At 63.1% G+C, this 21,667-nt stretch carries 20 protein-coding genes and 1 tRNA gene; 5 read left to right on the top strand and 16 right to left on the bottom strand.

The genetic code is table 11. The features are described 5' to 3' along the window. Position 1: 1 nt before the first annotated feature. The 3 genes from FJ543_RS31430 (at position 2) to FJ543_RS09690 (ending at position 994) form a co-directional block, all read left to right on the top strand. Positions 2–178, top strand: coding sequence for a hypothetical protein (locus FJ543_RS31430; RefSeq protein WP_015315395.1), 177 nt, complete (start codon positions 2–4; stop codon positions 176–178). A 164-nt stretch (positions 179–342) separates the two neighbouring features. Continuing rightward, positions 343–669: a hypothetical protein gene (locus FJ543_RS09695; RefSeq protein WP_140874868.1), complete on the top strand. Its 327-nt coding sequence runs from the start codon at positions 343–345 to the stop codon at positions 667–669. 82 nt (positions 670–751) lie between these two features. After that, positions 752–994: a lipoprotein gene (locus FJ543_RS09690; protein WP_140874866.1), complete on the top strand. Its 243-nt coding sequence runs from the start codon at positions 752–754 to the stop codon at positions 992–994. A gap of 92 nt (positions 995–1,086) precedes the next feature. Here FJ543_RS09690 and FJ543_RS09685 read toward each other — a convergent pair whose 3' ends face one another. From FJ543_RS09685 to xylF, 4 genes are all read right to left on the bottom strand, one after another. After that, positions 1,087–2,709 carry a CHASE domain-containing protein gene (locus FJ543_RS09685; RefSeq protein ID WP_140874865.1) on the bottom strand — a complete coding sequence of 541 codons (1,623 nt, stop codon included), beginning with the start codon at positions 2,707–2,709 and terminating at the stop codon, positions 1,087–1,089. A gap of 138 nt (positions 2,710–2,847) precedes the next feature. Then, complete coding sequence (locus FJ543_RS09680) at positions 2,848–3,672, bottom strand: ATP-binding cassette domain-containing protein (protein WP_140874863.1); 825 nt, start codon at positions 3,670–3,672, stop codon at positions 2,848–2,850. A gap of 10 nt (positions 3,673–3,682) precedes the next feature. After that, positions 3,683–5,035 carry a sugar ABC transporter permease gene (locus FJ543_RS09675; protein WP_140874861.1) on the bottom strand — a complete coding sequence of 451 codons (1,353 nt, stop codon included), beginning with the start codon at positions 5,033–5,035 and terminating at the stop codon, positions 3,683–3,685. A 209-nt stretch (positions 5,036–5,244) separates the two neighbouring features. Further along, a complete protein-coding gene (gene xylF / locus FJ543_RS09670; protein WP_140662979.1) occupies positions 5,245–6,285 on the bottom strand; it encodes a D-xylose ABC transporter substrate-binding protein in 1,041 nt (346 codons plus the stop codon). Positions 6,286–6,549: 264 nt separating this feature from the next. Here xylF and FJ543_RS09665 point away from each other — a divergent pair, with 264 nt between their 5' ends. Further along, positions 6,550–7,785, top strand: coding sequence for an ROK family protein (locus FJ543_RS09665; RefSeq protein WP_140874859.1), 1,236 nt, complete (start codon positions 6,550–6,552; stop codon positions 7,783–7,785). Between the two features lie 2 nt (positions 7,786–7,787). Here FJ543_RS09665 and phoB read toward each other — a convergent pair whose 3' ends face one another. The 8 genes from phoB to FJ543_RS09620 all read right to left on the bottom strand — a co-directional run bounded on the left by phoB (position 7,788) and on the right by FJ543_RS09620 (position 18,919). Beyond that, positions 7,788–8,477, bottom strand: coding sequence for a phosphate regulon transcriptional regulator PhoB (phoB, locus tag FJ543_RS09660; protein WP_010911896.1), 690 nt, complete (start codon positions 8,475–8,477; stop codon positions 7,788–7,790). A gap of 19 nt (positions 8,478–8,496) precedes the next feature. Next, positions 8,497–9,204, bottom strand: coding sequence for a phosphate signaling complex protein PhoU (gene phoU, locus FJ543_RS09655; RefSeq protein ID WP_140662983.1), 708 nt, complete (start codon positions 9,202–9,204; stop codon positions 8,497–8,499). A gap of 25 nt (positions 9,205–9,229) precedes the next feature. Next, entirely contained in the window at positions 9,230–10,033 is an 804-nt protein-coding gene (pstB, locus tag FJ543_RS09650; RefSeq protein WP_015315386.1) for a phosphate ABC transporter ATP-binding protein PstB, read from the bottom strand. Further along, positions 10,030–10,881 (bottom strand): phosphate ABC transporter permease PstA, encoded by an 852-nt coding sequence (pstA, locus tag FJ543_RS09645; protein ID WP_140662985.1) that lies wholly within the window; start codon positions 10,879–10,881, stop codon positions 10,030–10,032. The genes pstB and pstA overlap by 4 nt, the downstream gene beginning before the upstream one ends. A gap of 3 nt (positions 10,882–10,884) precedes the next feature. Then, positions 10,885–11,868 carry a phosphate ABC transporter permease subunit PstC gene (gene pstC / locus FJ543_RS09640; RefSeq protein ID WP_140712709.1) on the bottom strand — a complete coding sequence of 328 codons (984 nt, stop codon included), beginning with the start codon at positions 11,866–11,868 and terminating at the stop codon, positions 10,885–10,887. 66 nt (positions 11,869–11,934) lie between these two features. Continuing rightward, on the bottom strand, positions 11,935–12,990 hold the full coding sequence (gene pstS / locus FJ543_RS09635; protein ID WP_015315383.1) for a phosphate ABC transporter substrate-binding protein PstS: 1,056 nt from the start codon (positions 12,988–12,990) through the stop codon (positions 11,935–11,937). A 531-nt stretch (positions 12,991–13,521) separates the two neighbouring features. Then, positions 13,522–18,072: a PAS domain-containing protein gene (locus tag FJ543_RS09630; RefSeq protein ID WP_181173951.1), complete on the bottom strand. Its 4,551-nt coding sequence runs from the start codon at positions 18,070–18,072 to the stop codon at positions 13,522–13,524. A gap of 610 nt (positions 18,073–18,682) precedes the next feature. Next, the gene (locus FJ543_RS09620; RefSeq protein WP_015315381.1) at positions 18,683–18,919 is read right to left on the bottom strand and encodes a hypothetical protein; all 237 of its coding nucleotides are present in this window, start codon (positions 18,917–18,919) and stop codon (positions 18,683–18,685) included. Positions 18,920–19,192: 273 nt separating this feature from the next. Here FJ543_RS09620 and FJ543_RS09615 point away from each other — a divergent pair, with 273 nt between their 5' ends. Beyond that, complete coding sequence (locus FJ543_RS09615) at positions 19,193–19,408, top strand: hypothetical protein (RefSeq protein ID WP_140720378.1); 216 nt, start codon at positions 19,193–19,195, stop codon at positions 19,406–19,408. A 101-nt stretch (positions 19,409–19,509) separates the two neighbouring features. Here FJ543_RS09615 and FJ543_RS09610 read toward each other — a convergent pair whose 3' ends face one another. The 4 genes from FJ543_RS09610 to FJ543_RS09595 all read right to left on the bottom strand — a co-directional run bounded on the left by FJ543_RS09610 (position 19,510) and on the right by FJ543_RS09595 (position 21,662). Next, positions 19,510–19,875 carry a hypothetical protein gene (locus tag FJ543_RS09610; protein WP_140720097.1) on the bottom strand — a complete coding sequence of 122 codons (366 nt, stop codon included), beginning with the start codon at positions 19,873–19,875 and terminating at the stop codon, positions 19,510–19,512. 795 nt (positions 19,876–20,670) lie between these two features. After that, positions 20,671–20,745 (bottom strand) — tRNA-Glu (locus FJ543_RS09605). Between the two features lie 89 nt (positions 20,746–20,834). Beyond that, complete coding sequence (locus tag FJ543_RS09600) at positions 20,835–21,242, bottom strand: VOC family protein (RefSeq protein ID WP_140616708.1); 408 nt, start codon at positions 21,240–21,242, stop codon at positions 20,835–20,837. 36 nt (positions 21,243–21,278) lie between these two features. Next, positions 21,279–21,662 carry a fimbrial protein gene (locus FJ543_RS09595; protein ID WP_140616707.1) on the bottom strand — a complete coding sequence of 128 codons (384 nt, stop codon included), beginning with the start codon at positions 21,660–21,662 and terminating at the stop codon, positions 21,279–21,281. Between the last annotated feature and the right edge of the window lie 5 nt (positions 21,663–21,667).

Genomic DNA, 21,667 nt, shown 5'->3' with positions numbered 1-21,667 from the left:
CTTGACGATTGCCGACATGAACAGATTGGAACAAGCCGCCCGTATTTCGATGGGCGAGTTTCTGGAATCCGAACCCTCCATGGAGGCACTCCCTGAAGCAGGTAGGGGGTTGATGAAGGGGATCGTTCTTGCCGCGGCCGCGATCATGGTGCTGGCCATTTTCTGGCAGTTGACCTGACTAAATCTGCTCTCCTCTCCGTCGCGCCAATTGAAGTCGCCGGGCAGGCCAACGCCGCAGCGTGAGGAGCCGCGGTTTTCTCCGAACTATTCGCGTAACGCCGTTGGAATGACAGGAACTTTTTGACGATGCCGGCCGTTAATGCGGCCAGAGGAACATCTGTCATGGAACACATAGCCGCGTTGTTGCTGGTGATCGGTTGCTCGAACACGATGGCCGAATGTCGGGAATTGCAGGTCCCTGTCAGTGTTTTTGCGACTGCTGACGAATGCACCGCTGAGCGCCCCTTCGCGATGGGCGACGTGCAGGGGCAGGCGCAGCATGTCGTCGCCAAATGCCTCGCGGTCGATCCCGCCTTGGAGGACGACTACGATCAGATTGTCTGGAAGGTGCGGCCAGATGGTAGTCTTGACGCTTCGTTGGCCATATCCAACCTCGTCATGGCATCTAACACGAACCGCCCAGAAAAAGACGACCTTAGCCAACAATAAATTGCAGCAGCAAAGGCCGTCGTTTCGTGCTAAATGGCGGTTGGAGCTTACCAAAGTGTGGACACAAGTGAGGAGTGACTCTATGCGGAAAATACTTATTGCCATGGTTGCGGTGGTTGCCGTCAGCGGCTGCACCACGACCGAGCAGGACGTCGTCGGCGGCGGCTTGATCGGCGCGGGCGTGGGTGGGTTGGTCGGCGGCGGCAAGGGTGCCCTGATCGGCGCAGCCGTCGGTGCCGGATCCGGCCTGCTGGTTCGCAAGCTGCGGAACGGCCGTTGCGTGTATCGTGATCGTCACGGCACCTACACGGCCCGCTGCAACTGATTCAACGATAACAAGACCAAATCCGGAGGCCCTTGGGCCTCCGGATTTTCGTGGATGGGAGTCTGCCGCTGGGTCCCTCTGATGGGTGGGTTTCAGCCGGCCAGTGGAATTTTGATTTCCACCTTGAGGCCATCGGCCTGAAAATCGCGTCTGATCGTGCCGCGCAGCTCGCGCGTGACATTGAGATCGATCAGCTTGGTGCCGAATCCCGTCCGCGATGGCGCCTGTACCCTCTTCTTCCCCGCCTCCCGCCAGTTCAGCGCCAGCGTCCGCTCGCGCCCCCGCCCTTCCAGCGACCAGTTCACCTTGAGAGCGCCAACGAAATTGCCGGCTTCGCCGTATTTCAGCGCGTTGGTGGCGAGTTCATGAAAGGTCAGGCCAAGCGCCTGCGTCGTTGTTTCATCGAGCAGCACCTCCGGGCCTGACAGGAGCCCGTCCGGCAGTTCCTTGCCGAACACCTGGCCAAGCTCGATGCGCAGCAGATCGGCAAGGTCGGCTTTCTGCCAGCGCGAGCGCGTCAACATGTCCTGCGAGGCGGCCATCGCCTGCAGCCTGGCCGAGAAGGAAGCGGAAAACTCATTGACGTCGGTTGCCCGCGAAGCCGTCTGCCGCGCGATCGCCAGCACCCTGGTGATGGAGTTCTTGATGCGATGCTTCATCTCCTGCAGCATCAGGTCCTTTTCGAGCAGGCTTTTTTCCGTCGTCTCGTGCAAGGCCGACACCGCGTCATAGGCTCGCTCCTGATAGCGCGCCACCAGCGCGATGGCGCCTGCCAGGAGCAGGCCGAACAGCCCCAGCATCACGGGGATGGCGCGCGAAGAGGGTTGCGAGAAGGCGCTGGTTGGCCTGAACAATACGGTCCACGGGCGTCCGGCCACGGTCATCTTGCGGGTGACCAGCAGCCGGTCTCCCAGGGATGAGGCCGGTGGCGTCTCCGAGCGGAACAACAGGTTGTCGCCGTTCACCGCTCCATCATAGATCTCGGTGTTGACCGGCAGCAGCGGCGCACGGCTGAGCGCGATCTGGAACAGGTCCCGGGCCCGAAAGGCCGCATAGAGAAAGCCGGCGGTCGAGGACCGCGATGCGTTGATGACCTCCGGTGCCGTTTCCACATTGAGCCGCACATAGACCAGGAAGCCAGTGAACGTCTGCGCCACGCCCATGCCCTGGCCGAGTTGCACCAGCCCGCTCGCATGCTGCTGGTCGTCGGCCATGGCTTTTTCGATCGCCGCACGCCGCACCGGCTCGCTGAACATGTCGTAGCCGATGATGGTCTGGTTGGACGGATCGAGCGGCTCGAAAAGCGCGATCGGCGTGCGCCAGGCCTGCGTCGTATCCGGATAGACCGGATGACTGGCGCCGAAATCGTGGAGGGTGTCGCGTTCCACCGCTGCCTCGTCGCCCGTCCTGACCAGCCGCAGGAAGCCGATGCCTCGCAGGCCGGCGAAATTGTTGTCGACATCCAGCGCCTTGAAGAATGCCTTGAACTCGTTCTGGGAAATATCGCCGTTGCGTGCGTCGAACAGGGCCTGTGTCGAGCGCAGCAGCGACAGGTGCAGGTCGATGCGGCTCTCGATCCGGTTGAGGGCGTCATCGGCCGCCCCTTCGAACTTGATGCGGGCGGCTTCCTGCGTCGCGAAATAAGCGAACCCCGCCATGGTCATGCTGATCAGTGCAACGGCAATGAACGCGACGATTGGAAAAAGCTTCTTCAACGGATGATGCGGTCCATGAGCAAAACAGGACCTTTTATGGGCAAGTCGCCGGGCCAACACAATGGTCAGGTCAAACCATCGTGATCACTGGCATATCACGTGAACGGCAACGGGGCGCCCAAAGCGGCCTGACCGGCCTCAGGCGGCAATCTTCAGCGCACCCGGCCCCGGTATGGCACCTGGAGGACATTTGCCCAGGATGATCATCCCAAGCACCTCGTCCTGCGTGACGTCAGTCGTGCGGGCGGTGCCGACCACCTGGCCGTTCTTCATCACGCAGACACGGTCGGCCAGCTCGAACACGTCGTGGATGTCGTGGCTGATCAGGAAGATGCCGATGCCATCGGATTTGAGCTGCCTGACCAACTCGCCGACCTGGGCGGTTTCCTGGGGCCCAAGTGCCGCCGTCGGCTCGTCCATGATCAGGATGCGGGCATTGAACAGGATCGCGCGCGCGATCGCCACCGATTGCCGCTGACCGCCCGACAGCTTGATCACCGGCTCCTTGAAGCGCTGGAAGCGGGGATTGAGCCGCCCCATCACCTTGCGCGCCTCGGCCTCCATGGCGACGTCGTCGAGCGTGCCCCAGGCGGTCATCAGCTCGCGGCCGAGGAACAGGTTGGCGGCGGCGTCGACATTGTCGGCCAGCGCCAGCGTCTGGTAGATCGTCTCGATGCCGTATTTCTTGGCGTCGCGCGGGTTGGAGATCGCTGCCTCCTCGCCATTGACGAAGATCTGCCCCGCATCGCGCTTGTAGGCGCCGGACAGGATCTTGATCAGCGTCGACTTGCCGGCGCCGTTGTGGCCGAGCAGCGCCACGACCTCGCCGGGGAAAAGATCGATCGAGGCGTCGTCGACGGCGCGGATGCCGCCGAAGGCGATCGAGATGTTGCGCATGTCGACCAGCGGCGTGCCAGTGGGCGCAGTTGTGAGGGCCGTTACGGGAGCGGTTTTGTCAGCCATGGTCGTTTCCCTAAACCCGCTTGCGATAGACGGTGTCGAGCCAGACCGCGATGACCAGCACGGCGCCGACGACGATGCTCTGCAACGGCGAATCGACACCGAGCAGCACCATGCCCGACTGCAGCGACTGCATCAGCAATGCACCGAGCATGGCGCCGATGATGGTTCCCGAGCCGCCAGCAAGCGAGGTGCCGCCGATGACGGCCGCGGCAATGACGAGCAGCTCATCCAATGTTCCCAGCACATTGGTGGACGAGTTCTGCCGGGCCGACGAAATGGCGGCGGCGATCGTGGCCAGCACGCCCATGATCATGAACACCTTCATCGTGATCCAGCGCGTGTTGATGCCGGCGAGATTGGCCGCTTCCGGATTGCCGCCGATGGCAAAGACATAACGGCCGAAACGGGTGCGGTTGGTGATGAAGGTCATGACCAGACCGACGGCGACCGCCATCAGCACCGGTATGGCGATGCCGTGGGCGATGAACAGCCCGCCCTCCGGCACGGTGATGTTGTTGGCGGCCGCGTACCGGTTCACGATCCCGATCGGCCATGGATAGGAGTTGGCCAGCCAGACCGCGCCCATGATGACGGCGCAGGTGATGACGCCGAGCAGCGTCTCGGCCCAGATTGGCCGCAGCGGGAAGCGGAAGCGCTTGCGCTGGACCCGCCCGTTGAACAGCGCGAACACGACGGCCAGGCACGCGACGATACCCACGATCCAGCTCCAGGTGGCGCCGATCGATCCGGCCGGTCCGCCGCCCATCAGCTGGAAAGTGGCGTCGAGCGGTGCCACCGTCTGGCCTGACGTGACCCACCAGGCGGCGCCGCGCCAGACCAGCAGGCCACCCAGCGTGACGATGAAGGCCGGCACTTCGAGATAGGCGATGACGAAGCCCTGGAAGGCGCCGATCAAAAGCCCGAGCGCCAGACCGATGACCAGTGCCAGGACCCAGATCCATGGGTTGCCGAGTTCAAGTCCCACGAACCGAACCAGGAAATGTACCTGCGCAAAGCCCATGACCATGCCGATCAAGCCCTCGGCGGAACCGACGGACAGGTCGATGTTGCGCATGACGATGACCAGCACCATGCCGCAGGCCATGATGGCGACCGCGGACGTCTGCACCGACAGGTTCCACAGATTGCGTGGCGTGAGGAACGTGCGGCTGTCGAAATCCAGCGGATTGACGCCGAGACGCAGGCTCGAAATCACATGCAGCGCGACCCAGATCAGCAGCAGCGCGCCGATCATGCCGAGCATGCGGGTGTCGATCTCGGTCGCCTTCAGGAAACGCGCGACCGCGCCGAGTTCCGACGCACGCGCCGTATCGGCCTGCGAGGTTGCGGTCGTGTCGGTCATGGATGTCCTCCCAGCGGCTTGCCGCCTGACGCGGATGCCGGACCAGAGCCCAGAAGTTAGCCGCCAGCGGCGGAAACACAAATCTTGTCGGGAAAACGCCGCGGCTTGGAAGCAATTCCAGGAAAAGTGCGTAGCGGTTTTTCGTCCGGAATTGCGAAAACAAGGAAATTGGAACGCCGCGGCGCTTCCGGCTGTTCAGGCGATCAAGCTCAGTTGCAGGCCGCGACGCTGCCCGCGGCAACGCCCGTGCAGACTTCGTCCTTCTTGATCCAGCCGGCGTCGATGACGAGGTTGAGATTGTCCTTGGTGATGGCCACCGGGGTCAGGAACAGCGACTTGACGGTGTTGCCGCCAGGCGTCGTGAAGTCCTTCACGCCGGCGATGTCGGTCATCTTCTTGCCGTCGGCGAGTTGCGAGGCGATCTCGGCGGCGTTCTTGCCGAGTTCGCGCGCGTCCTTCCACACGGATACGGTCTGGGTGCCGAGCGCGATGCGGTTGAGCGCGGCGTGGTCGCCGTCCTGGCCGGAGACCGGCACGGTGCCGGCGAGCCCCTGCGCCGTCAGCGCCGCGACGACGCCGCCGGCGGTGCCGTCATTGGCGGCGACCACGGCGTCGACCTTGTTGTCGTTGGCGGTGAGGAACTGTTCCATGTTCTTCTGGGCGTTGGCGGGCAGCCAGCCGTCCGTATAGGCTTCGCCGACATTCTTGATCTTGCCGCTGTCTATGGCCGCCTTCAGCACTTCCATCGAGCCCGAGAACAGGAAGTCGGCATTCGGATCGGCGCCGGAGCCCTTGATGAAGACGTAATTGCCCTCAGGCTTCACCTTGAACACTTCGCGGGCCTGCATGCGGCCAACTTCCTTGTTGTCGAAGGTCAGGTAGAAGACGTCCTTGTTCTCGATCAGCCGGTCATAGCCGACGACCGGAATGCCCTCGTCGAGCGCCTTCTGTACCGCCGGGCCGATGGCCGACGCGTCCTGCGCCAGGATGATCAGCGAATTGGCACCCTGCGAAATCAGGCTCTCGACATCGGTCAGCTGCTTGCCGGGATTGGACTGCGCATCGGCGGAAATGTACTTGTCGCCCGCGGCCTCGATCGCCTTCTTCATGGCCGCCTCGTCGGTCTTCCAGCGCTCCTCCTGGAAGTTGGACCACGACACGCCGATGACCTTGCCCTTCGCCTGCGCGACCGACGCCAGCGTCAGCGACATGGCGACACCCGCCAGAACGGCGACTGTGAATCTCTTCATGATATCCTCCCTGCGCCCGCGTGTGGCGCGACCAAACTGGCCCTAAGGCCGGCACAAAGGCCCTATTTTTTCGAGCCTCGAAAAAACACTGATCCATCGCCTGAGCACTGTCAACATTGATTCTGACGGATTTTGAGGTGCCGGAAGCCTTTTTTCGAGCCCCGCAATAAATAAATGACAGCCCCAGCCGCTTCTGCCAGTATTCGACCCGTTGCCGGAGGTGTTCGAGGGGGCGTCAAGAACCGCGGCGACGGGGAGGGAATGATGTCGGTCGGAATCCGCCACGACGATCTGCGCCGGCGCAACCGCGCAATGGTGATTGGAGCCGTGCGCCGGGGTGGCCAGCCCTCGCGCACCGAGATCGCCGCTACTACCGCCCTCAGCCACTCGACCATATCGGCGATATCAGCCGACCTGATCGGCGAAGGTATCCTGAGCGAAGGCAAGCCGAACGAGGCCGGCTCACTGAAACGCGGCCGGCCGCAGGTGGGCCTTTGTCTCAACCCCGAGGCCGCGGCGGTCATGACCCTGGTGCTGTCGCTGAATTTCCTCTCCGTCGCCGTCATCGACTACGCCGGCCAGGTGATATCGGAGGAGCAGCGCCGGCTGGACACGCTGACCATGTCGCGCGAGGCGCTGATCGGCGAATGCGTGGCCATCGTCCGGCGCCGCCTCGAGGATCCCGACCTCGATGTCGCCAGCATTGCCCGCATCGCGCTGGCGATCCAGGGCATCACCGACACCGAGGCGCGCGCCATGCTGTGGTCGCCGATCACGCCGCAGACGGACATTGCCTTCGCCGATATACTCGAAGCCGAATTCGGCATCCCCGCCACCATGGAGAACGACTGCAACATGATGGCTGTGGCGCTGCGCTGGCGCGACCCCGAGCGCTACCGCGACGACTTCATCGCCATCCTGCTCTCGCACGGCATCGGCATGGGCCTGGTGCTGAAGGGCGAGCTGTTCACCGGCACCCATTCCTCAGGCGGCGAGTTCGGCCACATGATCCATCGCCCCGGCGGCGCGCTCTGCCGCTGCGGGCGGCGCGGCTGCGTCGAGGCCTATGCCGGCAACTATGCCATCTGGCGTAATGCAGGACAGATGGGTGAGGACGCCAAACCGGTCGACGTCAGCGACGCCGACATGCGCGCATTGGCGGCCACGGCGCGCGAAAGAGACGGACCGGAGCGCGAGGCCTATCGCAAGGCCGGCGAGGCGCTGGGCTATGGCCTTGGCAGCTTGTTCGCGCTGATCGATCCGGCGCCGGTTGCGATGGTCGGCGTCAGCGCCGCCGCCTTCGATCTGATCGAGCCGGCCTTGCGTGAGGCCATCGCCCAGACCGCCGGCGGCCAGCATTCGACGTCGATTTCCTTCGATACAGAGCCGAACGAATTGCCGCTGATCCGCGAGGGCTGCGCCATGCGCGCGCTCACCTTCGTCGACCAGGAGATCTTCGCGCCGGGCGTGCAGGTGAGATCCGGCAAGAACGTGGCCTGATCTCAATCCTCGCGGATTGCGTAGCCCGCGCCACGGATGGTGCGTATCACATCGGGCATGCGGCCATTGTTGACCGCCTTGCGCAGGCGGCCGACATGCACATCCACGGTGCGCTCGTCGATGTAGATCGTCTCGCCCCAGACATTGTCGAGCAACTGGCTGCGCGAGAACACGCGGCCGGGATGGCGCATCATGAATTCGAGCAGCCTGAACTCGGTCGGTCCGAGCCGGATCTCGCTCTTCTTGCGATAGACCCGGTGCGATTCGCGGTCGAGCACGATGTCGCCGACCTTGAGCACGCTGGACAGCACTTCCGGTTTGGCGCGGCGCAGCAGCGCCTTGACCCGGGCCATGAATTCCGGCGTCGAGAACGGCTTGACCAGATAGTCGTCGGCGCCGGTCGAGAGGCCGCGCACGCGATCGCTCTCCTCGCCGCGCGCCGTCAGCATGATGATCGGCAATCGCTCCGTCTCGGGCCGCATGCGCAGGCGCCGACAGAGTTCGATGCCGGAAACCGCCGGCACCATCCAGTCGAGCACCAGCAGGTCGGGCACGTTTTCCTGGAGGCGTATCTCGGCTTCGTCGCCGCGTGTCACCACCTCGACCTGGTAACCCTCGGACTCCAGGTTGTAGCGGAGGAGCACGCCCAGCGGCTCCTCGTCCTCCACCACCATGATGCGTGGCGCGATCATCGATCGATCATCCCTGCCGTCAAGCCGCCGGCACCGACATCGCCGTCTCGTCCTGCTTCGGACGGTTGGCGGGCAGTTGCGTGCCGGTCAGCACATAATACGCATTCTCGGCGATGTTGGTCACATGGTCGCCGATGCGTTCGAGATTCTTGGCGCAGAACAAAAGATGCGTGCAAGCCGTGATGTTGCGGGGATCCTCCATCATGTAGGTCAGGAGTTCGCGGAAGACCGAAGTGTATTTGACGTCGATGCGTTCGTCGTCATTCCTGAGCTTGGCGAGGGCGGCGGCATCGCCGGCCGCATATTCCTCGACGACGCCCTGCACCTGGATCAGCACCAGCTGCGCCATGGAGTCGATGGAATGCGACAAGTCGCGCGGCGTGGCGGTGAGGCCGACCGAGCCGACGCGCTTGGCGATGTTCTTGGCAAGGTCGCCGATGCGTTCGAGATCGCCCGCCATGCGGATCGAGCCGACGACATGACGCAGATCGTCGGCCATCGGCTGGCGCTTGGCGATCAGGGTGATGGCGCGATCATCGAGTTCGCGCTGGCGCGCGTCCATGATGGCGTCGTCGGAGACGACGCGCTGTGCCAGCGCGTTGTCGGAATTCAGCAGCGCCTTGGTGGCGCCGCCGACCATCGTGCCGGCGAGATCGCCCATGTCGCTGATCAGCTTGCTGATCTGTCCGAGATCCTCGTCGAAGGCTGCGACTGTGTGTTCGGCCATGATCCTGGTCCTCGTATGCGTGAGATCAGCCGAAGCGGCCGGTGATGTAGTCCTGCGTGCGCTTCTCGCGAGGCGACGTGAAGATCTTCTCGGTTTTGTCGAATTCGACCAGCTCGCCCAGATACATGAAAGCCGTCTGCTTCGACACGCGCGCGGCCTGCTGCATGTTGTGGGTGACGATGACGATCGTGTAGTCGGCCTGCAACTCGTCGATCAATTCCTCGATCTTGGCGGTCGACAATGGGTCGAGCGCCGAGGCCGGCTCGTCGAGCAGGATGACCTCCGGTTTGACCGCCACGGTGCGGGCGATGCAAAGCCGCTGCTGCTGGCCGCCCGACAGGCTGAGGCCGCTGGCATTGAGCTTGTCCTTGACCTCGTTCCACAGCGCGGCGCGTTTCAACGCCTGCTCGACACGGCCGTCCATCTCGGCCTTGCCGATCTTCTCATAGAGCCTGACGCCGAAGGCGATATTCTCATAGATCGACATCGGGAACGGCGTCGGCTTCTGGAACACCATGCCGATCTTGGTGCGCAACAGGTTGAGGTCCTGCGAGCGGTCGAGAACGTTCTGGCCGTCGAGCAGCACCTGACCCTCGGCGGTCTGCTTGGGGTAGAGCTCGTAGATGCGGTTGAAGACGCGCAGCAGCGTCGACTTTCCGCAACCCGACGGTCCGATGAAGGCCGTCACGCTGCGCTCGGGCAGCGACAAGGTGATGTCCTTCAGCGCCTTCGACTGGCCGTAGTAGAAATTGAGGTTCTTGACCTCGATCTTCGCCTTGGCGGCTGCCTCGGCGGCAATCGTCATGTCTGGAGACAACATCTGGCTCATTTGTCCTCTCTGCGTCCGGTCAGGCTGCGCGCAAAGATGCTGAGCGCGAGAACCGTCAATGTGATTATGAGTGCGCCGGTCCAGGCCAGTTGCTGCCATTCCTCGTAGGGGCTGAGAGCGAACTGGAAAATGGTGACCGGCAGGCTGGCCATCGGCGCGTTGAGGTTGCTCGACCAGAACTGGTTGTTCAGCGCCGTGAAAAGAAGTGGCGCGGTCTCGCCGGAAATGCGGGCAATGGCCAACAATATGCCGGTGACGATGCCGGACATCGCCGCGCGGTAGGCCACCGAACGGATCACCACCCAGCGCGGCGCGCCAATCGCCGTGCCGGCCTCGCGCAAAGCGTTCGGCACAAGGTTGAGCATGTCCTCGGTGGTACGCACCACGACGGGAATGACCAGGATGGCCAGTGCCACGGCACCGGCGATGGCCGAGAAATGCCCCATCGGCCGTACCATCAATTCGTAGACGAACAGGCCGATGATGATTGAGGGCGCCGACAGCAGGATGTCGTTGATAAAGCGCACCACGGTGGTGAGCTTCGAAAAGCGGCCATATTCGGCCATGTAGGTGCCGGCCAGCACGCCGATCGGCGTGCCGACGACGATGCCGATAATAGTCATCACGATGCTGCCGTAGATGGCGTTGAGCAGGCCACCGGCATCACCGGGCGGCGGGGTCATTTCCGTGAACACTGAGAGCGAAACGCCCGACAGGCCCTTATAGAGCAGCGCGCCGAGGATCAGCGCCAGCCAGGCAAGGCCGATGCCGGCGGCGACGACGCAGAGCGTCATCATCACGCCGTTCTTGCGCTTGCGGCTCTGGTGAAGCGATGCGGCTGTCGACATCGGTCAGACTCCGGTACGGGCATCGATGCGCATCAGCATGTAGCGGGCGATGGCAAGGATGAGGAAGGTGATGACGAACAGGATCAGGCCGAGCGCCACCAACGAGGAAGTGTAGAGATCGCCGACGGCTTCGGTGAATTCGTTGGCGATGGTTGCCGAGATCGTCGTTGCCGGCGCGAACAGCGAGGCGCTGATCCGGTGGGCGTTGCCGATGACGAAGGTGACCGCCATGGTTTCACCGAGTGCACGGCCGAGCGCAAGCATGACGCCGCCCATGATGCCGATGCGGGTGTAGGGGACGACGACCCGGCGTGTTACCTCCCAGGTCGTGCAGCCAATGCCGTAGGCGGACTCCTTCAGCACCGGCGGCACCGTATCGAACACATCCTTGGTGATCGAGGTGATGAAAGGCAGGATCATGATGGCCAGGATCATCGCCGAGGTCAGCAGGCCGATGCCATAAGGAGGCCCGGCAAACAGGCTGTTAAGGCCGGGAATGCCGTGGAACACGTTGATGATGAAAGGTTGCACTGTCGTCTGCAGGAACGGTGCCAGCACGAACAGGCCCCAGATGCCGTAGATGATCGAAGGAATGCCGGCCAGCAGTTCCACCGCCATGCCGATCGGGCGCCGAAGCGGACGCGGGCAAAGCTCGGTAAGAAAAATGGCGATGCCGATGCCGAGCGGCACAGCGATCAGGATGGCGATGGCCGAAGTGATGATGGTGCCATAGATCGGCGCCAGGGCGCCGAATTTCTCGGTGACGGGATTCCAGCTCTCGGTGGTCAGAAAGGAGAAGCCGAAGGTCGACAGTGCCTGCCAGGAACCGGCGAACAGCGAGATGGCGACGCCGCCGAGCAGCACCAGCACGAGAATGGCGGCGGCGCGGGTCAGCCCATGGAAGATCGAATCGGTCAACGCGAACCGTCTGACGGTGGCGTCGCGTGAACCTCGAATGGCTGGCAAGGCTTCGTGGGCAGCGCTCATGTCAAGCTCGGCTCTTTGTGTTGATTGAAAAGGAGCGCCGCGGGGCGGCGCTCCTCCAGAAAGATATTACTCGCCGGCGTAGACGGGCTTGCCGTCGGCCTTGATGTCGGCCTTCCACGAAGCCTTGATCAGGTCGACGACGCTATCGGGGATCGACACATAGTCGAGCGCCTTGGCGGTTTCCTTGCCGTCCTTGTAGGCCCAGGCAAAGAACTTGAGCGCTTCGCCGGTGGCTGCGGCATCGTCCGGGGTCTTGTGGATCAGCACCCAGGTCGAGGCAGCGATCGGCCAGGTGGCGTCGCCCGGCTCGTTGGTGATGATGACGTTGAAGTTCTTGGCGCCCTTGAAGTCGGCGTTCGAAGCAGCCGCGCCGAAGGATTCGAGCGACGGCTCGACGACCTTGCCGGCGGCGTTCAGCATCTTGGAGTAGGAGAGATTGTTCTGCTTGGCATAGGCATATTCGACATAGCCGATGCCGCCGTCGGTCTGCTTGACGGTGTTGGCAACGCCTTCGCTGCCCTTGGCGCCGACGCCGGTCGGCCATTCGACGGCCGTATCCGAGCCGACCTTGTCCTTCCAGTCGGGCGAGAGCTTCACGAGGTAGTCAGTGAAGTTGAAGGTCGTGCCCGAGCCGTCCGAACGATGAACGACGGCGATAGCGGTCGACGGCAGCTTAAGGTCCGGGTTCAGGGCCTTGATCGCGGCATCGTCCCAGGTGGTGATCGCGCCGAGATAGATCTGGGCCAGCGTCTTGCCGTCGAGGACGAGTTCGCCCGGCTTGATGCCCGTGAGGTTGACGATCGGCACGATGCCGCCCATCACCATCGGGAACTGCACGAGGCCGTTCTTTTCCAGATCGGCGTCGGACATCGGCTTGTCGGTGGCGCCGAAGGTCACGGTCTTGGCGATGACCTGCTTGATACCGCCGCCCGAACCGATCGACTGATAGTTGAGGCCGATGCCGGTGTCCTTCTTGTAGGTGTCGGCCCATTTGGCGAACACCGGATAGATGAAGGTCGAGCCGGCGCCGGAAAGGTCAGCTGCCATTGCTGCGGAAAGGGTGAGGGTGGACGCCGCAGCCATTGCAATCGCAACGGCCGCCGAGCGGATGAAATGTCTCATGTGGCCTGCTCCTGTTCGGAAGATGGTCTCTCGGCGCCACTTCTTGCCGGCGCCCGCTGAGGCCAATAGCCTTCGATTATAACAGTCGCATGACAGTTTCATGTCAGCCCGGTAACGCGTTGCCGGTAACGCGAAAGACGCCGATCTCGGGCGCTCGCGGCGCGGTCCGAGTTTACCCCCGGAATCAGGGGCTTGAGCCGTCCGACCGGCTGAAATCACCCCGGACTCGACCAGGCTTTTCCCAAATGAAGAAAATCCGGACGGGAGCGCGTTGCTCGCAGCCAGAGCGTGTCATGGCCGGGCCATCGCCAAAAACAGGTCCGTTGGGGTAGAGTGACACTGTTTCTTGCAGGCGGTCGCTGCTCCCGCCCGTAACTGAGAAGAGCGGAATTCGATTTCGCTATTGTTCCGGCTGGACACGGCCTTTGATATGGCGCGATCGCACCATAGTCATTGCACGCAGCGGTAGCAGCGAATCTCCGCTGATTCCTTGTTGCCTCCCCGGATCCTGCAATTCAGGCGACGCGGGCTCTATCCCGCGTTGCGGTGGACCTGACGGCCGGCGCCGACCCAGCGCTCGACCTTCTCGAGCAGGGCCCTGGGGCTGATCGGCTTGGGCAGATAGTCGTCCATGCCTGCCTCCAGGCAGCGCTCGCGGTCGCCCTTGAGCGCATGCGCGGTGACGCCGACGATCGGCACATGCGTGCCGGTCTCCTGCTCCAGCAGGCGGATCGCGGCCGTCGCTTCGAGACCACTCATCTCCGGCATCGAGACATCCATCAGGATCATGCACGGATTGAGCGTACCGAAGGCGTCGAGCGCCTTGCGGCCATTGCCGACGATCTCGAAACCATAGCCGGTCTCGCCGAGGATTTGCGTGAACACCATCTGGTTCACCTCATTGTCCTCGGCCACCAGTATATCCAGCCTGTGCCCGCCGGCCGTCGCGGGCAACCTGGGGCGAACCTGTGGCGGCTGCAATTGCGCGCGCTGCTCGGATGGTGCCAGGGGCGGCGGCCGGGACGCCTCGGGCGCCTCGCCCGTGAGCGGTTGAACGGCGTGGCCGCTGGTGGCGTGGCGATGGCGCTGGATGGTCGCGACCAGCGTTTCCAGGAGCACCGAGGAGCGCGCCGGCTTGATCAGCTGGGCGTCGATGCCAAGATCGCGGTAGCTGGTGTTGGCAAGCGACTGGTCGACCGATGTCAGCATGATGATCGGCGTGTCCGCGAGGCCCTCGGTGTTGCGCACGATACGCGCCATTTCGCCGCCGCTCATTTCAGGCATCTGGTAGTCGAGCACGACGCAGTCGACCGCCACGCCATAAGCTGCCGCGGCGATCAGCACCTTGAGACCTTCGGCGCCGCTTTCGGCCGCGCAGGAATCGAACGTCCACGAGGTCATCTGCTCGGTCAGGATGGCGCGGTTGACGGCGTTGTCATCGACGATCAGCACGCGTGCGCCCGTCACGTCCACCGGCGTGATGCGCTGCCCGCTCTGCTGCCCGGCCCCTGGCAACGTTACGGTGAACCAGAAGGTTGACCCCTTGCCTTCGGCGCTCTCGACGCCAATGTCGCCGCCCATCAGATCGACCAGCCGCGAGGTGATGGCAAGGCCAAGCCCGGTGCCCTCGTGGCGCCTTGTCGAGGACGTATCGACCTGGCTGAATTTCTCGAACACCAGTTTCAGTTTTTCCTCGGGGATGCCTATGCCGGTATCGGTGACCGAGATCGTCAGCCTGGTTCCCGTTGGAACCCGTTCGCCGGTCACGTCGACCAGCACGTGGCCTTCATCGGTGAACTTCACCGCATTGCCGAGCAGGTTGGTGACGATTTGCCGGATGCGGCCGACATCGCCGATGAACAGGCTTTCGAGCCGTGGCTCGATGCGCACGATGAGCTCCAGATCCTTTTCCTTGGCCCGTGTCGACACCAGCGTCGCCACGTCCTCGATCGCCTCGGCGAGATTGAATGGCGCCGGGTCGAGCACCAGCTGGCCGGCATCGATCTTGGAGAAATCCAGGATGTCGTTGATGATGGTCAAGAGCGCGTTGCCCGATTTGACGATGATGTCGGTGAATGTCTTCTGCTTCGGATCGAGATTGGATTTGGCCAGGAGTTCAGCCATGCCCAGCACGCCGTTCATCGGCGTGCGGATCTCGTGGCTCATATTGGCTAGGAACTCCGACTTGGCGCGGTCGGCGAGCACGGCGCGCCGGCGCGCCTCGCTGAGCTCCGCCTCGCGCTGCTTGAGTTCCGTAATATCTGTGGTCGAACCGATCAGGTAGAGCGAACCGTCAGAGGCGATCATTGCGCCCTTGCGGGCGAACTGATGCCTGACGCTGCCGTCTGAAAGGCGCACCGTCTCCTCGATCTCCTGGGTCTCGCCGGTACGCAGCACGGCGAGATCGCTGGCCACGAAGGCCTCGCCATCCGGCCCGAAGATCTCGACGTCGGTCTTGCCGATCGCCTCCTGCTTGCTGAAGCCGGTGAGATCGCACCAGCCCTTGTTGACATAGAACTGCCTGAGATCGGAGCGCTTGGCGTAGATCGACACCGGCACGTTGTCGATCAGGCTGCGGAACACCTCGTTCTCGCGCATGCTCTCTTCCAGAGCTTGCTCGCGCGCCTTGACGTCGGTGATGTCGGTGCTGGATCCGACCAGATGCACCGATCCGTCCGTGGCCACCAGGCGGCTCTTGCGCGTCATCAACTGCCGCACCGTTCCGTCACGATGGGTGACGGGCTCCTCGACCTCGCGCACATTGCCGTTCGTCACGACATCGGTATCGTCCTGGCTGAAGCCCTCCGCTTCCTCGCCGTTGAACAGCTGACGGTCGGTCCGGCCGATGACGTCGTCCTTGGCGAGACCCGTCAGCGCGCACCAGGCCTTGTTGACGAATTCGATGCTCAGGTCCTGCGCCTTGATGAAGGCGGCTACCGGCAACTCGTCCATGACATGGCGGAAGAGATCGATCTGGCGCATCGAATCATGAAGCGCCGCCTCGCGGCTCTTGAGGTCGGTGATGTCGACGCGCACCCCGATGAACGTGCCGTCGCCTGTGCGCATATCGTAGACCTGGTACCAGCGGCCATCCGCATTGAGGCGCTCATAGGAGGAATTCGGCAGACGGTAACGCGCCAGGATGCCGTCAAGCCAGCGTTCGGAATCGCCTTCGTACAGGCTGTCGATCCCAGGATCGCCACTCGAACGGAAATAACCCACCGAATGGCCGAACTCCAGCGCTTCGCGGAAGGTGCGGCCGGGCTGCCACAAAGGCTTCAGCGCCGGCAACGTATCCTGCAGCCTGTGGTTGGCGAAGACGAACTTGTCGTCGCGGTCGTAGATGATGACCCCCGCCGGCAGCGATTCCAGCACGCTGGCGAGATGCTTGCGCGCATCTTCGGCTTCGGTCTCGCGCCGCTTCATGTCGGAGATGTCGAACAGAAAGCCGGCGACATAGTCGCGGCCGCTTGCCATGCGGACGCGGTTCTTCCTGACGATACGCGAACGGGTGCCGCCGCCGGCCTTGAAGCTTTCTTCCACTTCGTATTGCTGTCCGCCGGCCAGCACCTCGCGTTCGCTGCTTTCGAACAGCGCGACCTCGTCCGGCCCGAGGAAATCGCTTCCCGGCCTGCCAAGCATGGCCTGCGGCGCCTGCTTGAACAGCGCCGCGAAGGCCTCGTTGACGAAGACGAAGCGCAGATTGTCGTCCTTGACGAAGATCGGATCCTTGACCCCGTTGATTACTGCTTCCGCCAGCCGCGCCTTTTCCAGCGCTTCGGCAAGTTCGGCCTCGCGATCCTTCATGTCGGTGACATCGACATAGGAAATGAACCGCTTGCCGCCGGCCAGCGGCGCCATCGACGAGATCAGCGTCCTGCCGTCATTGCGCGGGAACTGCCTCGCTCCAGCTGTGCCGGCTCTGATTTCAGCCTCGCGTTCGGCGACATGCCGGTGCCATGTCGCGTCGTCCGAACCATACGGGTCGATGTCGCGGCTGGCTTCCATCAGATCGAGGAAGCTGCAGCCGGTCTCGGCGCGCCGGGCGTCGATCTGCCAGAAATCGTAAAAGGCGCGGTTGATGACCTCGGCACGCATGTCGGCATCGAGGACAAGAACACCGATCGGCATCTGATCGACCATGGTGCGGAGATTGGCGAAAGTCTCGGCTATCTTGGCGTTGGCATTCTCGATCTCGGCGTCCCGCCGCTTGACCTCGGTGACCTCATAGTAGGTCAGCAGGCGTTTGCCTCCCGACAGAGCCGTGACGGAGAACATCATGGTGCGCCCGTCGGTGTGGGCAAACTCCCGAGGTGCCACGGTGCCGGCCTTGATCTCTTCGATGCGCGTGGCGAGGTAGCGCTGCCATTGCTCTTCGTCGATGTCGCCATAGATGCCGTTGCGGCGATTGAGTTCCATCAGCAGGCTGAACGGCGCGCCTACCGTCACGGCCCCGTCCGGAATCCTGGAGAGATCGCGGTAGGCCTTGTTGACGATGAGCGTATCGAGCCTGGCGTCCAGAAGCACGACGCCCATATGCATGGCATCCATCGTCCGCTCGAGATCGGCGAGATGCTGGACGGCATCGCCGCCAGCCGCCGGCTGCATGGCCTCGAAGGCGCTGGCCAGCGCGGTGACGTTGCGGCCCAGGCCGCGATAGCCGACGAATTTTCCTTCGCTGTCGAAACGCGGGAAGCCTGACGTCAGCACCCAGCGGCAGTCGGGGCGGCCTCCCTTCAGTTCGTAGACGAAGTCGCGGAACGGCCGGTGCGCCTGCAAATCCTCCAGATGCGCCGCCGCACCGCGGTTGCCCTTCAGGACCTGGTTGAGAAAATCGAAGCGGAACCGGCCAAGCACCATTGCCGGATCGATACCGGTTGCCGCCTGGTAATCTTGGGAAAGCCAGGAAAAGCGCAATTCCGCGTCGGTTTCCCAAATCCAGTCCGAGCCCGCTTCGACGAGTTGGCGCAGCGCGTCGGCGCAATCCATGTCGACGCCGGATGGCCCATCGCCGCCAGGCGCGGCTGCCTTGCCGGGCTTGCGCTTGCCGCGCACGCCGATTGCTTCGTCCGATTCCGCCATGCTGTCCCCACCCCGAAAATCAAGGCCGAACCCTCCCTCCGCGGTCCGTCGGCGGAATGTGCCGCAGAAGCATTAACGATCCGCTAACCTTAACGGCGCAACCGGCCTGTTCCTGCTGCGTTATTCCGTCCGGTTGTGGCGCGGAGCAAGGCCGCGCTATAAGCATGCACAGGGGTGTTGCTAATGTACGGACGGATAGGGCCTTTCTTGCTGGGCGTGGCGCTGCTTTTCGGCGGCGGCTGCTCTCGCAGCTATGACGGCACGGTGGTTATTCCGCGGCCGCTCGACGCCAGGCGAATCTGGGACCGGCCGCCGCCCAATGTCGACTACCAGCCGCAGGTCGACAACAGCGCCTTTCCGGGTCCACCCCAGCCTCCTGGGCGGTTTTACGAGCGCAGGGTCGTTAAGCCTGCGCCTCACAGACGGTCTCAGACCAGGGCGACAACGCCCTCTCCTCCGTCATCGGGCCCCGAAAAACAATTGGCATGCAGGAACGTAAGCGCTCCCGGCCAAAGAGTTCGCATGGTTTGCGACTAATGCATAAAAACAAAGACCTAAAGCGCGGCGCCTGAATCCGCTTCGACGCGGCGTGCTTTGGAACGGTTCGGCTCTATAGCGTTGCCGCGCCCTTCCTCGGTTCCTTGGCGCCGAGCTTGTCGAGAGCAAGCCGAACCTGGCGCAGATCGTCCTGCCAGCCGTCATCGTCGCCCATCGGGCTCTCCGACGCCGCCCGTTGCAGCCCGCGCGCCTCGGATTCGATCTTGCGCAATTCAGCGATCTTCTGGTCGGTAGTCAGGGAGCCGTCTTCGACGATCTCCAGTACCCGCATTTCCCTGAACGTGGCCATGGCGCTTCTCCCTGCCTGATATCGACCACAACGCCGGGAAGCGGGCCCCTGTTCCGAAGACGGCCGTTCCCGCGAGAACACTCGTGGGTCATTCAGCCGGGAAAAAGGCGGGGCCGACCACACGCACTGTCCGCTGGCCGGCCTCGATCGACTGGAGCTGGGTGGCCGTCGGCGGGCCGATGCGTCGAGCCTGCGATCAATCAGGCGTTACCGGTGTCCGGCACTGAAACCTTTGCCCGTACTGCCGCGTTGAGGCGCAAAGGAGAACGCGCGATGTCGATGCATTTCACCGTATCGGAGCTGACAAGAAACCTTTTTCACTCCCTCGGGCTGGATCACGGGCGTGCCCCACGGCCGCTCAACCCCGAGCAAAACCTGTTACTGGAGTGCTATCTGGCCGGGCAGATTCCGGAATCGGCCTGGAGCGACTACGTCTTCGAGACCCCGGATCTGGCACGGCATGCCGAAGCACGGCGCCTGAGCCATTGATCTGCGGCGATCGGGGGAAACGACACCCGACCCGGTTCTCCGGTTCGACGAACACCCGTGCCGATGCCCGCTCCATGGCAGGCGTTCTTTGGGCGCTACCGCTATTGCTTGGGCGAAACGAATTGCTGCGTGAACACGTTGCCGGCAATCCCTTGCGACAGCTCCGGCGATAAACTCAGCGGCGTGCAATTCTTCACCGCCGCTATTGCCGCATCGATGAATGCCTTACGTGCCTTGTCGTCGCCCGCCACCTTGGCGGCGGTTGGTCGCGGCGGCCCTATCAGAGTACCGTCGCGCTTGAAACTGAAACTCAGGGTTACAGTCGAATCTCCGGCACCGGCAGGCGGTGTCCAGCAGGACTGGATCGCGGTCCCGACATCGTCCATAGTGTTGAGCGTTGCGGCAGATGCGCATACGACACCTGCCGACATCACACCCGCAATCGCCAGTTTTGCAGCACGTTTCATCGCAAGCCCTCATCGTCACGACGGTCCGGCAACCCGCCGGACTGCTGTGATCGATGGTAGAGCCGACATGGGCAATGACAATATCCCTTGCCAAAAAGTTGTTCGAAGAGAGCCGACTGCGAAGCCGCCCTGACGCCTGGCCGATGCGAGCCATGTAGCCCGAAAAAGCAAAAAGGCCGGCACAGAGCCGACCTTTCCTTTCCGCCTCGACAACTGCGCCAGTACATCCGTGGTCGCAGGCCGAAGCGAATTGTGCCCAGTAGACAGGCTATTGGTAAACCAAACCTTAACCTGCCTGCCGTCCCCACCCGCAAGGCTAGGAATAGATGGCCGCGATGTCCATGATTGTCGCGATAGGACGGCCTACGCGACGGCCCTGAACTCGGTTTCTGGTATCGTTCCAAGCCCGGCACACTGCGCGCATATCATGGTCTTTCCCGGGCAACCGCTTTGATGTGTCCCGTGCGGGCAGCAATACCCTTTTGAGGCACGCCATCTTGAGCAGTCGAAAACCTTTCCACCGCCATGGCAGTGCGTGCATGTCGTCCCAACAGAGGCCATTCCAAACTCTACCCGACCCAAAACCCGCGTTGCCGCGAAAGCTATCCCCGCACCGCAAGTATCAGGGATCGCAGTGCTTTCAAGTGTCGCGGCTTGACTTAAATTGGGTGGATTCCGGGTATGGGAAGCCCGGCCTCTCGCAGGCTTTGCGTGCTCTTTCGAGGTATGCGGAGCCCATGCGGGACGGGTCCGAAACTGCAGGATTGTCTGTAGGTCAACGACAGGAACGTTGCCTGGTACGCCCAAGGGGAATCGAACCCCTGTTCCCGCCGTGAGAGGGCGGTGTCCTGACCGCTAGACGATGGGCGCGCTCAAGAAGGGGCGATATAGGCTGACGGCCGGGAAAAAGCAACTGGGGTTCGGCGGCTTTGCCGCATCGAATGAAAAGCCGCCCCGCGTTACCGTTTCGGCTGGATCAGGTCCCACAGATTGCCATGCAGATCGGCGAAAACCGCCACCGTGCCATAGGCTTCGTGACGCGGCGCCTCGCGGAATTCGACGCCCTTGTCCAGCATCGCTGCATGGTCGCCGGCAAAATCGTCGGTTTCGAGGAAGAGAAAAACCCGGCCGCCGGTCTGGTTGCCGATGCTTTTCCTCTGCGTCTCGTCGGACGCCTCGGCCAGCAACAGCCTGGCGCCCTGCCCCTCGGCCGGCGCGACCGTGACCCAGCGTTTGCCGCCGCCGAGATCGACATCCTCCGTCAGCGTAAAACCCAGCCGCTCGACATACCAGGCGATCGCCTCGTCATAGCTGGCGACGACCAGCGCCACGGTCGCGACACGACGGTGTTCGGCGAAGCCGGTCATGTCGGTGGCAAATGTGTTTGCCGCATTGGCGCCGGCCTATTTGTTGCGGATCGCAAAACGGCCGATCAGGCGGCGCTCGGCGATATCGTAGACGAAGATCGCACGGCTGCCGTCGGCAAGCTCGGCGTCGATCGAAAGGCGGCTGCCCGACAGTGACTGACCGACCACCCTGGCGCCAACCGGCAGAACGATGTCCCCGCTGAGCGGTTCGCCAGCGGGCACCTGGACGTCGCCGGCCAGCGGCGGGCTCACCGGCGTTGCCTTGCGTGATTTGTAGACAATCGCCGCGATCACCACCATAAGAGCCAGAAAGAGCAGGCCGAGATTGATGGCCATGAAGCGGATGAGCTTGCCGCGCAGCTTGTCGACTTCGGGGGCGAGCGGCTTTTCCTGCTCTTCATCGGCATCGGGCCGGGCCATGGCAA

The sequence above is a fragment of the Mesorhizobium sp. B2-5-7 genome (genome assembly GCF_006440875.1).
GTDB lineage: Bacteria > Pseudomonadota > Alphaproteobacteria > Rhizobiales > Rhizobiaceae > Mesorhizobium > Mesorhizobium australicum.
The sequence above is the reverse complement of the archived record's forward strand: the minus strand, read 5'-3'. Positions and strand labels throughout refer to the sequence as shown.

Excerpts from the sequence above, each read along its gene's own strand:
- pstS (WP_015315383.1), bottom strand. The coding sequence starts at position 12,990 with ATGAGACATTTCATCCGCTCGGCGGCCGTTGCGATTGCAATGGCTGCG.
- phoB (WP_010911896.1), bottom strand. The coding sequence starts at position 8,477 with ATGATCGCGCCACGCATCATGGTGGTGGAGGACGAGGAGCCGCTGGGC.
- FJ543_RS09680 (WP_140874863.1), bottom strand. The coding sequence starts at position 3,672 with ATGGCTGACAAAACCGCTCCCGTAACGGCCCTCACAACTGCGCCCACT.
- FJ543_RS09690 (WP_140874866.1), top strand. The coding sequence starts at position 752 with ATGCGGAAAATACTTATTGCCATGGTTGCGGTGGTTGCCGTCAGCGGC.
- FJ543_RS09595 (WP_140616707.1), bottom strand. The coding sequence starts at position 21,662 with ATGGCCCGGCCCGATGCCGATGAAGAGCAGGAAAAGCCGCTCGCCCCC.
- phoU (WP_140662983.1), bottom strand. The coding sequence starts at position 9,204 with ATGGCCGAACACACAGTCGCAGCCTTCGACGAGGATCTCGGACAGATC.
- FJ543_RS09630 (WP_181173951.1), bottom strand. The coding sequence starts at position 18,072 with ATGGCGGAATCGGACGAAGCAATCGGCGTGCGCGGCAAGCGCAAGCCC.
- FJ543_RS09610 (WP_140720097.1), bottom strand. The coding sequence starts at position 19,875 with ATGAAACGTGCTGCAAAACTGGCGATTGCGGGTGTGATGTCGGCAGGT.
- FJ543_RS09675 (WP_140874861.1), bottom strand. The coding sequence starts at position 5,035 with ATGACCGACACGACCGCAACCTCGCAGGCCGATACGGCGCGTGCGTCG.
- FJ543_RS09615 (WP_140720378.1), top strand. The coding sequence starts at position 19,193 with ATGTCGATGCATTTCACCGTATCGGAGCTGACAAGAAACCTTTTTCAC.
- pstB (WP_015315386.1), bottom strand. The coding sequence starts at position 10,033 with ATGAGCCAGATGTTGTCTCCAGACATGACGATTGCCGCCGAGGCAGCC.
- FJ543_RS09665 (WP_140874859.1), top strand. The coding sequence starts at position 6,550 with ATGTCGGTCGGAATCCGCCACGACGATCTGCGCCGGCGCAACCGCGCA.
- FJ543_RS09620 (WP_015315381.1), bottom strand. The coding sequence starts at position 18,919 with ATGGCCACGTTCAGGGAAATGCGGGTACTGGAGATCGTCGAAGACGGC.
- xylF (WP_140662979.1), bottom strand. The coding sequence starts at position 6,285 with ATGAAGAGATTCACAGTCGCCGTTCTGGCGGGTGTCGCCATGTCGCTG.
- FJ543_RS09695 (WP_140874868.1), top strand. The coding sequence starts at position 343 with ATGGAACACATAGCCGCGTTGTTGCTGGTGATCGGTTGCTCGAACACG.
- pstC (WP_140712709.1), bottom strand. The coding sequence starts at position 11,868 with ATGAGCGCTGCCCACGAAGCCTTGCCAGCCATTCGAGGTTCACGCGAC.
- pstA (WP_140662985.1), bottom strand. The coding sequence starts at position 10,881 with ATGTCGACAGCCGCATCGCTTCACCAGAGCCGCAAGCGCAAGAACGGC.
- FJ543_RS09600 (WP_140616708.1), bottom strand. The coding sequence starts at position 21,242 with ATGACCGGCTTCGCCGAACACCGTCGTGTCGCGACCGTGGCGCTGGTC.